Here is a 15,788-nt window from a genome sequence, read left to right as displayed (position 1 = left end):
TGAATTATTATGACTTTCATTAAGTTGCAGGTATTCATTTTATCAAGCCTATCCAATATATAAGTCGCAATTATTATTTCATCACTCCCCTTTAAGCCAGTTAAAATAATGACTAAGTAGTTTTATCACAGTGCCCTAGGGGTTCTTCCCGATTATAACGCTCAAAAGAATTATGCACAGTAACTGAGTTAATGAAATAAAAATCATTCAAAATTATAATCATTCAAAAGGTATAAGAAAATGAAAAAGACACTTTTGGCACTATCGGTTAGTGTACTTGCTGCGACCACATTTAATGTTAATGCTGATGCGCTTATTGGCTCAAAATTACAGACGTTGTTACCCACTTTAGTTCAAAGTACTAAAGTAATTGTTTCAACTCACCATTACAATGAACTCGATAATGTTATGACAGCTTTAAACGTTCCTTATTTAGCGTTAAAAGTATTACCTATGGCGGGAACTTCTTTAACTCGAAGCCAAATCAATACTTTAGCTAAAGATTCACGGGTTAAGAGTATTTATTTTGATGCGCCTTTAGAATATTACAACTATAACTCTGGCGAAATTACCAGTGGTCATCTAGTACATGACGATTATGGTGTTTATGGTGAAGGTTCAACGATTGCAGTACTAGATTCAGGTGTTGATGCAACACACCCTGATTTATTACTCGGTGAGAAAACTATCCAAAATGTTAAAATTGCTGGTGACCTTGATTTTGCTGGTGGTAAGAACTTATTTTTAGAAGGTGTGCCAAATACTGATACGAGTTCAGGACACGGTACACATGTTGGCGGCACTGTTGCTGGTAGCGGTGAAGCATCAAGAGATGATGAACGTAGAAGTTTTTACCAGGCAGGCATCGCCCCAAAAGCAACCTTGGTGGGTCTAGGAGCTGGTGAAGCGATTTCAATTCTTTATGCTATTGCTGGCTTTGATTATGCAATCGCTAATAGTGAACGTTATAGCATAGATGTAATAACTAACAGTTGGGGTGGAGGTGACGGCGCAAGCTTTGATCCGAATAATCCAACCAATCAAGCTTCTTATCAAGCTTACAAAAAAGGCATCGTAGTGACTTTTGCCGCTTCTAATAGTGGTCCAGATGACAACACCCTTAATCAATATGCCATTGCACCATGGGTTATTAACGTCGCAGCTGGCACAACAGACAGTCAATTAGCTGATTTTTCAAGTCGAGGCGTTGAAGGTGACTGGATTAAAACACCTGATATTACTGCCCCAGGTAGCGCGATTGTATCAACACGAGCACTTAACACGCCATTGGGCGCTGCAGGTCCTATTATCGACCCTGCACATCCAGAATATCACCTGTACTACGCAAGTATGAGTGGTACGTCAATGGCGACCCCCTTTGTTGCTGGTGTGGTCGGTTTATTGTTGGAAGTGAATCCCCTGTTATCACCCGATCAAGTTGAACAAATTTTAAAAGACAGCGCAGATGAAATGCCGGGTTATAAAGTTCATCAAGTGGGTGCAGGTCATATTAACGTAAAAGCGGCTGTAGATTTGGCCATAGTTACTACCGGCGAAAGAGCAGAATTTCTTAACGGACAAACTGGTTGGTCTAGCCAGGGAGTTTGGTCTGAAGTTTCTGAAACTGATAACAATATTAATTACAAAAAACGTTGGGCTGTAAAAAATAGTACCTTATCGTCAGATGGCACCTTTAAGCAAACACGACGTAGAAACGCGCAAATTAGCTTTGATTTCATTGGTGATAGCGTTCAATTAAAATATATAACTAATAATAGAAAAGGTCATGCCGAATTATTTCTTGATGGTAAAAGCCAAGGTTTATTAGATTATTATTCACCTCAACGTCAAGTTAAAACCGTTGCATTTAGAGATTTATCTACCGATAGTATTCATAGCATAAGTCTTAAACGCATTAACGGTACAGTTTCATTTGACGGTATTTTACTCGACGGTCAATTAGTCGACTCAGCTGCAGTTATTATCAAAACTGACAGTAACTTCGCCGGTTCAGTTGGCCCGTCATATGAAAATATGGAAGTGTCAGACCATGATATACAGCTGACAGACAACGTTTCTATGCTTAATGCTGTGTTAACCTGGTCAGGTGTTGCAGATTTAGATTTTGACTTGCTTAACGAAGCGGGTGAAGTTGTCGCTAACAGCGCCTCTTTAGATAACCCAGAAGAAATTAACTTTCGCCCAACTAGCGGCGGACTTTATACGCTACGCGTTAATGGTTATATTTCAGTAGCTACTGACTATACGATTGAAGTAACAACATCAAAACTTGAAACTAATGATTAATAATTTAGTTTAAGTATTAAGCCGCTAGATAAACCTAGCGGCTTTTTTTATGGCTAATTTTTATTTATTTTCTCTATTTTGTTCAACCTAGTCATTAATCATCAATGCTATTTTCTCGTTTAGCGTTTCTTGCGCAAATAAGACAGTAGAGTCACTACCTTTAACGCTCACTAAAGCCAAAAAAGCGATACGTTGTAATGTACTAGATGAGTATCAAAAAGGTTTATTAACACGAACGTAAAGATGAATGTTAACAATTAATAGCGTAATACCGTCGATATCCAATAAAACGAGCGTTAAGACCTTTAGTTTGATTATAACTTCAGCTGACAAAAGTTTACGGGTTTTTATCACTAACACCAATTAAATAACGGATAAAAAAAGCGCTAATCATGACGATTAGCGCTTTTATAATCAAAGATTAAAACCTAAATTAAGATTTTTTCTTTAAAGACCTCGTCATTAATCCCATCAGCCCTAACGCAAATATTGCTAATGTAGACGGCTCAGGAACATCGGTTACTGATGAAGATACTTGACCCAATGCATCAGCGTTAACAGGCGTTGCAACAGCGAACATATCAAATGGGTCACTCAAGGTAAATTCATTTACCACTAGAGAAAAATCGGTCGTCCCTGCTTCTATTGCCTGCAATGTGAACTTTCCTAATAAAAAATCACCACTCGATGGAATAAAATCAACAAATCCAATAGCTACGCCATTTCCAACTTGATTCCACAACATAAAAGTAGTTGAAAGTTCGGTTGTAAACGTAAGGGGTAAAAAACTAAAGACACTTGTATCAAAATTAACATTTAAAGAAAATACATCAAATTCGTCAAAACCCGTGGCATTTAAGGTAATTTCCATCATTTCGCTAACCAAAACATCACTTTGGTCTGCTGAAAGAGTAATTAGTCCGGCGTTAGCGTTTCCACCAAACGTTGCACACAATATTAACGTTGCTACTATTAATAACTTCTTCATTTTACTACCTTTTAATTTAATTTAATTTTGTTTGTTTTATTGTTTGTCTGTTTTAAGCAATTTAGCCTAATTAGCCGCACAGCGAGTGCGAGTACATAAACTCATCATAACGCGAACATCCATCATAGATACGGCCCCATCATTATTGAGGTCAAACGCTAAATCGATCGTTTGTCCAAACTGTATTGCACGCATCAAACCGCGTAAATCATTGATATCAATATCGCCATCTCCATCAAAATCGCCTTGGATTGCTGCAGGTGTAAAATCGAATGCAACGATAACAGGATCATGGTCAGACATTCTGTAAGCATTATTGTCATATAAGCTAACTAACTGATCAGCCGTTTTATCCGGATGGCTAAAACCAGAGCCACAAAGTTCAGTGTTGTAATCAAGAACACAAGGTTCATCTGCATTAATATGCCATTCTGTTGTATCAACCACTTTGGTTAATAAACTACTGCTCGCTAGGGCATGATCTAGGTAACCCACTTCACCACCAAAGAGGTAAGAATAGGCTTGTTCGCCTGCAAATTGATGAATGAGGTTAGTGAAACCGTTACTTGTAAATGCTCTGATTGGATCTTCCATTGCATAAGCGTTCAAATCACCCATCACTAGCACATCTTCTTGCAGACTCAATGTCGCATCAGTCGCTAACCAATTCATCAGTTCGTTGGCCTGCGCTACCCTTTTTGCATTGAAACAGGCTTGTCCATCGTTCTGATCTTGGTCTGCACCTGAAGCTCTGCTACAACCCCCTTTAGATTTAAAGTGGTTAACAACAACGGTTATAGCTGAACCGTTATTGTTTAGCGTAAATATTTGAGCTAACGGAGGTCGATTAAATATGCCGTTGTTATTTAACATGGCATTACCCGACGCTGAAACACTGCTAGGTTTATAAAGAAGCGCAACTGCAATCGCATCGGTGCCAATGGTTCCTCCCGTGTTAACAAATGCATAGGTATCTGCACCCACAACGGCATTAATACGCGCAACTAATTGAGCTAATGTACTGTTGGCGTCTACTCCATCATTTTCGATTTCCATTAAACCAATAACGTCGGCATCAATAGCGACAATTGCAGCCACGGTTTTAGCAAATTGACGCTCTAACTCTTCAGCGGTATCTGCGCCCCTTGCTGTTGGGAAACCTCCACCTTGACCATCACCATTAAATAGATTTAAAACGTTCAAGCTAGCTATTTTAAGGTTAGATGGCGACAGTTCCGGTTGGGCGAGTCTGATGTTGTCATTTACAAACGTAGGAGCTACTACTGGAATTATTCTGTAATTACTGAAACTATAATCAATTATTCCAGTTAACTCAGTAACTAAGTCGCCAATGCGTAAGCTGTTGTCAGCCGATAAGCCTCCAGTAGGGAAGATTATTTGCTCAGGATATGAGCCATTAACACCATCGTCTAAAATAATTCGGTTCAAGGAGTTTTCATTCGCCAGTGCTACAGCTTCAGCCGAACCAGGCAAATGTATGTTAGTTGGCACAAACAATCTACTGCTAGATAGCGTAACTTCGCCAAATTTGGCTAGGTTATAATTATCGCTAACGGTAAGTGAATCGGTGTTGCTAACCAACATTCCTTCTAATGCTTCAGGTTGTTCAACAGAGGTAAAGGGCAAGGATAAGGTCGTAGTAGATACACTACCCGTTCCACAAATAATAAGATCTTGTGCTGGCGATAATTGCGTTCGCCCGAAGAATTCTGAAACATTACCAGCAACACGGACTAGATCACCATTTGATGGTGTAATTGTATTGGCCGTATTAAAGACAAACAGTGCTTCTGAAGTTAACGGATCCGCATCAACATCTGTATCGCTTTCTTGTATAAAGAACCCGTCAAGTGCTGGTAACACTGATGTTACGATAGCTTCAACGACAAGGTTTCGGCCTACTAAAGGTGAAACATCAGCATTGCCTTGGATATCATGGATAAACGTCGATGGATCTGAACACTGACCTATTAGCATTGGTTTACCATCACCATCACCATCGCCGCCGCCGCCGCCGCCGCCAGTATCACCACCAGAACCAAAGGTTTGATTTGTATTTACATTATTGAATGTATTAGCATTGACATCTTCCCAAGTAAAATCAGCTGAACTGTAACCCGTTCCGCCAAGCTGTAAAGAAAGACCAGCAAGAGTATTACTTGTTTCTGAAACGCCTATGTCCGTGCTAATCATTCCGCTTGCGGGACCATTAGTAGCGGTAAGTGAGCCTTCATAACTTAAGAATTCAATGACAGTTCCGTCGTTATCAATCAGAGCAATGCCGTCAGGAGAACCATTCTGGATGCCGCTGATGTCAAATGACAGGGTTCCAAATCCAGCTTGTTGATTAGTCAACACACCAGACAAATCAACTGTTTTGTATGTAGTTCCGTTTGAACCGTTGTAAAGCACTAAACTCAAACCTGATAAGTCGGTTCCTGCTGGACCGGCAACTTCAATCGCTTCTCCAGTATCACCGCCGACGTTGTCATAGTGAATTTCATTAATAAAGACACTACCCGCCAAAAACGTTTGCTTGGTATTTACATTGTTAAATGTATTTTCAGCTGCGGCTTGCCAAGTAAAGTCTGCGGAAGTAAAACCTATACCCGCTAACTGAAGAGAAAAACCAACCATTGTGCTACTTACTTCTGAAACACCAATATCTGTGCTAGTAATGCCAGTTGCAGGACCATTGGTAGCAGTTAACGAACCTTCATAACTTATGAATTCTAGAACACTGCCATTACTATCAATAAGCGCTATACCATCTGGTGCGCCATTTTGCATACCTGCAATGTCAAATGACAAGGTGCCAAAGCCATTCTGTTGGTTTGCCAATATGCCAGCCAATACTTCTGTTTTGTATGTGGTTCCGTTTGAACCATTGTACAGAACCAAACTCATACCGGTTAAATCAGTTCCAGCAGGACCCGCTATTTCAATCGATTCACCAATATCACCGCCAGCGTTGTCATAGTGAATTTCATTAATAAATATATTTGATGTACTGCCGCCATTATTTCCACCGCCAGTATCGCTACCGCCATTATTTCCACCGCCAGTATCGCTACCGCCAATATCACCGCCGCCAGTATCACCGCCGCCGTCAGAGTTACAGGCTTCGCTACCATATAGAGTTGTTACCCATTCAGGGTGATCAATAAAAGGATTACGATTTCCTTGATATTCGTAAATGGTATTGTTTCGTTTTTGCTCAAAGGCATCAATTGGATCTGCATTATGCCACTCAATTAAACGACATAACCTGCCAAGTTCAGGCCCACTGGTATTTGTACTTTCCACAACGCGCAAATCTGGCATGTTAGCGTCGGCTACTTCATATCGCGCATCCATATAAAAGACCATTCGTGCGACATCACCTTTTACTATATCTCTAGGTTCGAATGAATTGCTGTCAACCTTATTACCAGGCGCCTCTCCAATTTCAGACCCACCACTATCAAAATCTAAATTGCCTCTTGTGCTGTTAACTGAAATATCAGTAGGTCTTAGGTGATGGATATCTGTATAGCCAGACTGACTTTCACTACTAAAACCACCATGACTTTTCGCCCATACATGTTCCCTGTTCCAGTTTTCTGGATCACTAGAAGCTGGGCCACTGCCGTTTGAAAGTTTAGCTTTGGAAATACCACGATAGAATAAGATTACGTTATCTGAATTTGACGGGTCTTCATCAGTTTCAGTCAATGCGGTCCAAACCTCTGCATAACTTAGGTCTTTGTGATTTTGACTTATTGCGGTGGTTATTTCCCCTTTAATTGCGGTAGTACCATGTCCGCCATTAATCGCCAAAATTACATCTTCATAATAAGTGGCATCGTCAAAATTGGTCGAGTTAGCAACTTTTTCTAGATCTGGGCAGTTAACACAGACGCTGCCACTGGCACCATCGTCCACATTGCCGCCACCACTATTATCACCGTTGTTACTATCACCACTGTCATCAAATGTTTGGCCTGTATTTACTGCGCCGAATGTATTTGCATTAGCTCCTTGCCAAGTTGAACCATCAAACTGTAGTGAATAACCCGTAGGTGTACTACTGGTTTCAGCAACACCAATATCAATACTTGTTAAGCCATTTGCTGCACCATTTGTGGCTGTTAACGTTCCTTCATAACTTAAGAATTCAACGACAACACCAAGATTATCTACCAATGCAAATGCATCAGGTGCGCCGTTTTGTATACCCGATTTTGTAAAAAATTGCGTACCAAAGCCTGCTTGTTGATCAGGAATAATGCCAGACAGGCTTACAGAACTATAGCTAGTTCCATTACTACCATTATATAAAATAATTGACCAACCGGTTAAATCTGTTCCTGCAACACCAGCGATTTCAACTGCTTCACCTACGTCTGATCCTGCATTGTCGTAGTGTATTTCGTTAATAAAAACATCTGCTGCAAACGCTGTTTGTGTCATAGAAAAACATAATGCAGACATAAGCATCACTTTTTTTAAGCAACGTTTGGGGTTGTGATTGTTAGGGGGAACAGCCATGATTTTGGGTCGTAAGGCTAATCGATTTTTTTTCATTTTATTTATCCATATTACGTTTATTATTTTTATTAAAGTGCTATGTATTTGCACTTAGCCATTTGATTCAATATTTTTGTAAACCACTCATTCACATCGTAATTAATTTTTTTTGGGCGTATTGTCTATAATTTAGAATGATAAAGGTTTTATAATTACTGCCCGTAATTAACATCTTTTCTTTGAATAAAGATTTTAAGAAATAATCGCTTAGCGATTTTAGTAAAAATGGGTAGTGCAAATAATAAATTGAAACGATTATTTTCAATGATAGAGAGCAATATAGGGTGGATAAAATGAATGAATAAAACTTTCCAGTTTTAGAGAAAAGAGAAAATATAAAAAAAGATAAATCTGTGTATCTAAACTCCATTTTACATTCTTATATTGTTGTTTTATGTATGGCTATTATTTCCCTAAAATATGACATTTTAATGAATAACCTAATAAAATATTTATATTAAAAATCACTTTAAAGTAAAATTTTCCATAAACTGACTAAGTGGTCAAATAAAAAAAATGAATTATAATATTGTTTAACTTAACAATTCTGTCTAATAGTAGTATTCAGCTGACCATCAGGATGGATAATAAAATAATGGATGCACTATTTATTCAATACGTATATTTGTACCTTCTCTTCTCGTTGATTGCTCACTAATAAGATATTTTTTTTGGTGGGTGGCAAAACACTTTTAGCAAAAAAAAACAAAAAAAAGCCCACTTATATCACTAAGTGGGCTATTACTTTTTTTAATAAATAATTAAAGTGTTGCTGTTGTACCCATCATTGGCGCAGCAGTTACTGACTTCACATCATCAGGTTCGACGACCATAATCGTGCCATTAGCTGGGTTTACTACAAACTCAACTAGCTCCACAGAACCTACAGCAGAATCAGCAGTACTTGCTTCGGTACTCGCATCTGATTCATTTAGTACCATTTGGTCTAGCACAATAGTAAATTGAGTTGGACCATTGGCATAACCTTTAACACGTAGAGTGTAGCTTTCACCACCAACAACCGTGCTACCTACCTGCTCTGAAGGGCCTAAGTTACCAGAAGTAACCATGACATTGCCGTCACTGTCGAGCATTGAGAAATCCAAATCTGGATAGGCTCCACCCACTTCAGTGTCTGCTGTTAAGGTTGCAACAATACTTTGTGCACTTGTCTGTGCTGTAAAGACCACATCAACATAATCGACACCGTCAGCAACTTCTACGTCTGTAGTGCCAATAGCAACTATGCCTTTATACTCAGAGATATTATGATAAACCACAGTACGATCTGCACTTGGTGATGTATCAACAGGTACTTGACTACCATTAGCCGCTTGTGATGGCATTAGTACTTTAGCGAACACTTCAGCCGTAAAGGAAAAAGGTTCAAACCTTGGGTTATTAAACACATAAGTACGAGCAGAAGAATCCATTCCTGGTGCTAAAGATTCGTTATACGTAAACGTTGCGGTATCTCCATCTTGGCCAGTACCACCATTATCGGCATTATCTAAAGTCACTCTAGCGTTATTAATCGAAACAATATTAAAGTTGATAGGACCAAATAAATCCACGCCACCTGTATTTGTTAATGTATAATCAATACTAAACTGACCGTCCGGAGCTAAAAAGTTACTGAATTTATATTCAATATTATCAGTAATATCCGTTGTTTTTAACTGAGTCCTCGCCGTGCCTGATAAATCAGAAAAACCAACTTGTCCAGAGGCATTAACGTCAATAGCACGAACAACGTATTGATAATCATAAGCATCGATACCTTGACCTGCGCCACGACCAAAACCCTGTCCTTTGTCGCTGTAACTGGCACCCGTTACAAATTCAACATGGGTATAGCCATTATTTTCTATATCGCCGTCGACATATTCACGACCCGGTACACCAGCGAATAAACGAGCTGGGCTGCCACCTTTACGCTTTAATATTTGATAGCCAATGGCATTATCTACTTCATTCCAAGTCACTTCAATGGTGTCTGGTGTGGTAATCGTTGCAACAATATTTTGTGGTGCAGCTGGCGCTTCTTGATTCGCAGTAAAGTCACTTACCGCTGTTGAAATCATCTGCACACCACCTAATGGAGCTGAAGCGTTTAATCCCAATTCACGAGCGGCAAATACACGTTCAATAATAGCATGATGTTGACCCAGAGATTTAGCATCTACAGAGACAGTTGGATATAGCATAGCGTCAGCTGTTAATGCCGCATCTCGCGCTTTAACAAAGGTATCTGGCGCACTAACACCTAAAATATACATAGAGCCAAGGAAAATACGTTCCCACGTTTCTTTACCTAAACTGGTTAACTGTGTTGCATCACCCGTTGTTGGATCTGGACGAGCAAAGTCGTTAGCTGGATACATCTCGAGCATAATTTCTCGTAAGTCCCACATCGCGCCGGCATATATTTCGCCATCTCTGTGTACTTCAAAGTCGTCACCGCGTGTACCTAATTGTGAATAACGTAATTGGCTTTGGCCACTACGAATATATTCAAAAGAATCAGGATCTGTACCATTTTCGCGTAATAAGTCTCTTAACCCACAACCTGCAACCGGGTAACTACCTAAATCAGGTGTTTCACCTATGGTATAAGCCCATAAATCGGCTTGCCCTTCGTTCAAGGCACCACCTTCAGGGCTACCTTCAAAGCCAGCAATAGGTGTGATAGTCGCATGCGTACCTTCGTGCATTGGTACACTAAAATCTATTGCTAAGTTGTTAAAGTAATAACCATGACCATAAAATGTTGGGTTAACAACGACTTCTTGGCCACCAATTTCTTGTGTAAGAGGTATAGCAAAAGCATTATCTAAGTTTACTATTTTATTTAAAAGCTCAGGATCACTAAAGTCTATATCTTGAGCTTCTAGTGCCATAAACACGTTAGGTATATGAACGACACCTACTAAAGGCGTTGACTCATTAGGGTATTGATCAGGAAAACTACCACTGCCAAACCCTCTAGCATGAACATCGTCACCATCTTTGTGCAAATAGTCTAAATATTCCATTAAGTTAGTGATATATATAAATTGACTGATACCGTCGAATTGCTGTGCAGGCTCAGCAGTATGATCTTTTTCATTAACGCGGCCATAAAGAGGTGCAGCGTCTTGGTCAAAATAATAAGTGCCTAAAGCCGCTTGCGCGAATGGCAATTTGCTCGATGAAGCATTAAGAATAAGTGCATTAGTACCTGTTAATACACTACCAACACCTGTTACTCGGTTAGTTTCATCAAATTTTCTTAATTTAATGCGCAATAACCCTTCAGGTGTGCCCGTTAAACCGCCATCTGCATCAACAATTTCACAAGAGTCTTGTAATTCTTTGGTGATCGGTGGGAAAGTCGGAAAATAATCAGCAAATTGATCGGTTGGTTGTGGCTCTTCGGCCGTGCGCACTTGATCTTCACGGTAAACTATCTCACCCGTTTGTGCATCAACCATGTATTTAAATACGCCAAAAGGATTCGTTGAGTAGTAATAAAACTGCCAAACTAAACTATGGCTATCAGCCGTTTGCACTATGCGTAGCTCTGGTATCGGTGTTTTAAACACACCTAGCTCTGCTGCTATTAATTCATAGGCTGGAGTAAGTATTGACATAACCTCTGCGGGGATATTCTTTTGAAATTGTACAAGATTACGCGTTGCCATTAACACCGCATCATCAGCAGACAATCCTGGTTGACCGGCTACTGTAAGGGCTTTTTGATAAGGACCCATAATGGCGCGAACGTTGTTGTTACCATCAATAACAACACCTAAACCATTGCCATCAACAAGAATACCATCGAGAATTTGATCGAAACGAACAACTTGTCCACCTAATGCCGCTTTAGAGCGATTAGGATTATATTTCAGTTGGTCGTTGCTTAAACCTTCAAAAATTTGCTGATTGTCGGTAATAAAATTACGTGCCATATTCTCAACAGAGTTACCCGCTGTTTTAACGGTCATGCCGGTAATAGCATCAACAGTCCCTGTTGCCTGATTGATATTTACCTGTGCGTTTGGATTAGCTGCTTGAAAGTGACTGATCGCTTGAGCCTGCTCAGTGCTTAAATTCATTAAGGTATTTAGGCCAGTGTCTTGAATTTGATTGACGTTTGGTACACCAGCAACGTCAAAATTTAAGATTTTATTGGCAGTATTACTACCTGTAATGATACCGCTGGTTGATGCATGAACTTGACTAGATATAACGCTTAGTGGAACAGTCAGTGCAAAAGCAATGGCACTTGATATTAATGTATTCTTCATTGTAATCACCTTTTATTATTTGTGACCTTGAGCATGATAATTAAACATATAAGTCAACATCATTCGCTTTCATGGACACTTTATGGGTAGGAACATTATTTACTTAGCTAGGGTGCCCATTTCTCAGACAAAAACTAATCAGGTACATCCCTCTTTTACGCTAGGTATTAACCCCCAGTGTTATTACTGCTTATCTATGAAGAAGAATAAGGTAAAATAAAACTCACTTAACACATTGAAATATATAGTTAAAAAATAAAGACTTTAAATTTTTATTTTTATTTAAATAAACTTGGAATAAATATCTCACATCATCCGTTATCTAAGTGTCATTAACATAAACAAACCTTAGAGGAAGCAAACATGACTTCATTAAATAAAATTGCAAAAGTATTGGTAGTAAGCGGATTAAGTTGTTGGGTAAGTGTTGCACAAGCAAACACTATTCAAATTAATCAAGACGCCCAAGTTAATCAGAATACTCAATTATCACAAGGAGTTGATAGCACTGATAATTCAGCACAAATGTCGACACATTCAGACAGTTCCGCAACGAGTAATACACAAGTTACGGCTAATAACGCAGACAACAATCCGCAAGCCTCTGATCCAAGTGAACCAGCGCAAAGCGAACCAACAGAGCAGCAAGTCAGTAATGGCGTTAGTGGAACAAATGCTAAAGCTTTTGATAGCAATAATCAGATGGTTGCGACCCTAACAAATAATACGGGAAGCACTGTCAATATAACCGCTGGTGTTGCGGCCACGTTAAGCCAATCACTGAACCAGGTAAGCACAACAGAGCTTCCAGAAAGTGATATTCCCCAAGAGAGTGAAACGACACCTGATGAAGACTTAGCTGAATCTGAAGAAGTTGTTAGGGCGTCCAACCTTGGTAGCCAAACGACTTTTGCTAATACGTCGCAACTGTCGCAGAGTTTATCGCAAGGCATGTTTAAAAATATGTCAGGAGGCTTACAAAATGCCAATGCATTAGATAGCGCCACCTCTTTAATTGGTAGCTCGCAACTGTCGCAGAGTTTGTCAGGAGATTTGCAAAACATTGCCGCTGCAGATGCAGCAGCACAAACCACACAAGTATTAGAACAAAGTATTAATGCCAATATTGTTAATTCAATTACTAGCGATACGCAAAGTGTTATCACTCAAGACGTGAATAACCAAATTAGTCGTGTAGTTACTGAGCAGGTTAACGCTGAGATTGCTGCAGCAACTGCCGCTGAAGTGGTAAGCACTTTGGCAAGCGACTTAGCTATTGGCTTGTAATTTTACTGACTAACTTGTTAAATGCGCCAGTGACCCTGGCGCATCCTATTTGAGGAAATTAAGATGAAATATATGTTGAGCAGTTTAGGGTGCATCCTTAGTATGCAAGTGATAGCAGCAATGCCAGAGACATTTACTTTTAGTGGTGAGGCTTCCTTAGCTTTAATAAACAACTCAGCGCTTAGCGTCGATGAGCTTGATGAAGTTTCCTCACAGGGTGACAATGGCATTCAAAAAACGGCTGCGGTTACTGGCTTGTGGACGTTTAATAATAAAGCAAAATTAACGTCATCATATCGATATAATGACCAAGATTACCATCAGTTAGATTCTTTTGATCTTGCCTTACATCAAGTCAGTATTGATGGGACCTATAAATGGCAGGAAATAGATTTAGGGCTACGTTATGATGGTGCTAAAGCTAAATTAGCTGGTGAGACATATTTAACCTTTCAACAAGCCAGTATTTACTTGGGAACTTTTCTTCAACCCCAAACATTTTTACGCACTAGCCTTAAAATAAAGCGTAAAGACTTTGCAGTTATAACTCGCCGAAATGCCAACACTTTTGCTATAAGTACTGAATTATTTCACTTTATCAACGACGGTCGCACTATGCTAATGTTAGGATTTAGCGCAGATAAAGAAAAGGCAACAGACTCACAGTTTAATTATGGTGGCTATGGGGTTAACACTAAGTTATCTCAAAAATTTGAATTATTTGGCTTAGCTCACAAAGCAACTATCGGTTGGCGTTTTCAATCAAAAGATTTTCAAGCAGTCAGCAATAATGATATCCCTAGTCAGCGTGAATCAAAAGCAGATGAACATAGGAATATATTTCACGGACAGTGGCAGTTAAACGTTAACGAACATTTAGCCGTTATCGGCAACGTTGAATATGGCGACTATCGTTCAGAGCTTGATAACCAAACATACACTCAAACCCTTTCGACCTTGGCTATTAAAGCGCAATTTTAACGGCTTATTATCGCACCAACACCATAAATGGGGTCCTTACCGCGAGGACCCAAATCTATTGTTGATTCATTGAGCTTTTCTAGTAATTGATTTCTATTGACGCCAATTTTTGCGATTAAACAGGCTAAAGCTGCTGTTACGTGTGGTGCGGCAATCGATGTACCTGACTCCCGCCCCACCCGCTGACCACTTTGTGCCGTTAAAACTTTAACCCCTAAGGCAGAGTAATCGACATAATCACCGCGATTTGACCAACGGTAAGGTTGTTGAAATTGATCAATAGCACTCACCGCAATAACATTTTTATAAGCCGCTGGAAACATCGGTGGAGCCGCCGGTCCTTCATTACCCGCTGCAGCAATAATTAAAGCGCCCTTTGCCATTGCCGAAGTAAGCACAGCCTGCAAATTTTTATTATCTGGGCCCGCTAAACTCATATTAATCACTTTTACGTCTTGTTCTATTAGCCAATTTATTCCCGCTATCATCGCTGACAAAGTTGCCCCCTGAACATAATCTGACTGCTGGTAAAATACTTCTGCCGAGTAAATTTGCCCCTGTGGTAAAAGCGGTACCAACTGCTCTGTCTTGCCAACCAATAAACTTGCGATCACGGTACCGTGTTGAACTGAGGCAGCTAATTCAGCAGGCAAAAATGACTTTGCGGTAATATTTGCCTGCTTAAAAGCATCATGGTTGGTGTCTATTGCACTATCAACTAGGCCAACTTTTACCTTTAGCTGACAAGCATTAAGTGGGCTTTGAGTTTTTAGCTTTTCTCTGACTACTTTTTTATCAGTAAGCTGACGGGCTTGACTTTGTGTTTGATAAATATGATTTCTAGCTAAACTCAGTGACGCTTTGGTAGAAAGTATATTTATTAACGCTTTCTTTGAGTCGAGAGCTTGTGGCACATTAAAACGTAACAATGTCATGCCCAAACCAGAATAACGAGACTCGTTAATTATCACCGCACCCTGGGCAATTAAGCGTGCCTTATTAAGGTCGTCGGCTAGGAGTATCCATTGCCCCTTCACGGCTCGCCATCCCTGTTCTACCTCAACATCAAACCAAAGATGTTTTCCTGTGACTGTTTCTATTGATAATGAATCAGGTAAAGCCGTTAGTGGCTCAGTGGTCAATTTATCAACCTTGGGCAAGCGACTTAACGCAAATGGCGCTAGTTGACGCGGTACTTTTATTTGCTGGCTAATATCACCTAAATTGCGATCTACTAAGGTTATATTCCCTAAAACATCACCGCTAGTGAGTTGTTGTGCCGGTAGCGATGTACTAAGAATTGAAATAAATATGGCGGTAAGTGGTAAGGTTTTCATGTTAGTCTT

At 39.7% G+C, this 15,788-nt stretch carries 7 protein-coding genes; 3 read left to right on the top strand and 4 right to left on the bottom strand.

The window, feature by feature from the left end:
* Window positions 1–240: 240 nt before the first annotated feature.
* Window positions 241–2,307, top strand: a complete 2,067-nt coding sequence (locus H4J67_RS11355) for a S8 family serine peptidase (RefSeq protein ID WP_182203781.1) — start codon at window positions 241–243, stop codon at window positions 2,305–2,307.
* A 433-nt stretch (window positions 2,308–2,740) separates the two neighbouring features.
* On the opposite strand, the gene H4J67_RS11350 is transcribed toward H4J67_RS11355, so the two are convergent.
* The 3 genes from H4J67_RS11350 to H4J67_RS11340 all read right to left on the bottom strand — a co-directional run bounded on the left by H4J67_RS11350 (window position 2,741) and on the right by H4J67_RS11340 (window position 12,174).
* Window positions 2,741–3,295, bottom strand: a complete 555-nt coding sequence (locus H4J67_RS11350) for a PEP-CTERM sorting domain-containing protein (RefSeq protein WP_182171847.1) — start codon at window positions 3,293–3,295, stop codon at window positions 2,741–2,743.
* Between the two features lie 66 nt (window positions 3,296–3,361).
* Entirely contained in the window at window positions 3,362–7,882 is a 4,521-nt protein-coding gene (locus H4J67_RS11345) for an ExeM/NucH family extracellular endonuclease (protein WP_182203779.1), read from the bottom strand.
* 764 nt (window positions 7,883–8,646) lie between these two features.
* Window positions 8,647–12,174, bottom strand: a complete 3,528-nt coding sequence (locus H4J67_RS11340) for a M36 family metallopeptidase (protein ID WP_182203777.1) — start codon at window positions 12,172–12,174, stop codon at window positions 8,647–8,649.
* 363 nt (window positions 12,175–12,537) lie between these two features.
* Here H4J67_RS11340 and H4J67_RS11335 point away from each other — a divergent pair, with 363 nt between their 5' ends.
* Together H4J67_RS11335 and H4J67_RS11330 are read left to right on the top strand one after the other, a co-directional pair.
* The gene (locus H4J67_RS11335) at window positions 12,538–13,461 is read left to right on the top strand and encodes a hypothetical protein (protein ID WP_182203776.1); all 924 of its coding nucleotides are present in this window, start codon (window positions 12,538–12,540) and stop codon (window positions 13,459–13,461) included.
* 63 nt (window positions 13,462–13,524) lie between these two features.
* Complete coding sequence (locus H4J67_RS11330; RefSeq protein WP_182203774.1) at window positions 13,525–14,442, top strand: surface lipoprotein assembly modifier; 918 nt, start codon at window positions 13,525–13,527, stop codon at window positions 14,440–14,442.
* Here H4J67_RS11330 and H4J67_RS11325 read toward each other — a convergent pair.
* Entirely contained in the window at window positions 14,439–15,779 is a 1,341-nt protein-coding gene (locus H4J67_RS11325) for a S8 family serine peptidase (RefSeq protein ID WP_182203773.1), read from the bottom strand. The genes H4J67_RS11330 and H4J67_RS11325 overlap by 4 nt on opposite strands.
* Between the last annotated feature and the right edge of the window lie 9 nt (window positions 15,780–15,788).

The sequence above is a fragment of the Colwellia sp. BRX10-4 genome, assembly GCF_014077465.1.
Taxonomy (GTDB): Bacteria; Pseudomonadota; Gammaproteobacteria; order Enterobacterales; family Alteromonadaceae; genus Colwellia_A.
This window is presented reverse-complemented; position numbering and strand designations above follow the sequence as displayed.

Coding starts and splice junctions, on each gene's coding strand:
- H4J67_RS11355 (WP_182203781.1), top strand. CDS start 241: ATGAAAAAGACACTTTTGGCACTATCGGTTAGTGTACTTGCTGCGACC.
- H4J67_RS11350 (WP_182171847.1), bottom strand. CDS start 3,295: ATGAAGAAGTTATTAATAGTAGCAACGTTAATATTGTGTGCAACGTTT.
- H4J67_RS11345 (WP_182203779.1), bottom strand. CDS start 7,882: ATGAAAAAAAATCGATTAGCCTTACGACCCAAAATCATGGCTGTTCCC.
- H4J67_RS11340 (WP_182203777.1), bottom strand. CDS start 12,174: ATGAAGAATACATTAATATCAAGTGCCATTGCTTTTGCACTGACTGTT.
- H4J67_RS11335 (WP_182203776.1), top strand. CDS start 12,538: ATGACTTCATTAAATAAAATTGCAAAAGTATTGGTAGTAAGCGGATTA.
- H4J67_RS11330 (WP_182203774.1), top strand. CDS start 13,525: ATGAAATATATGTTGAGCAGTTTAGGGTGCATCCTTAGTATGCAAGTG.
- H4J67_RS11325 (WP_182203773.1), bottom strand. CDS start 15,779: ATGAAAACCTTACCACTTACCGCCATATTTATTTCAATTCTTAGTACA.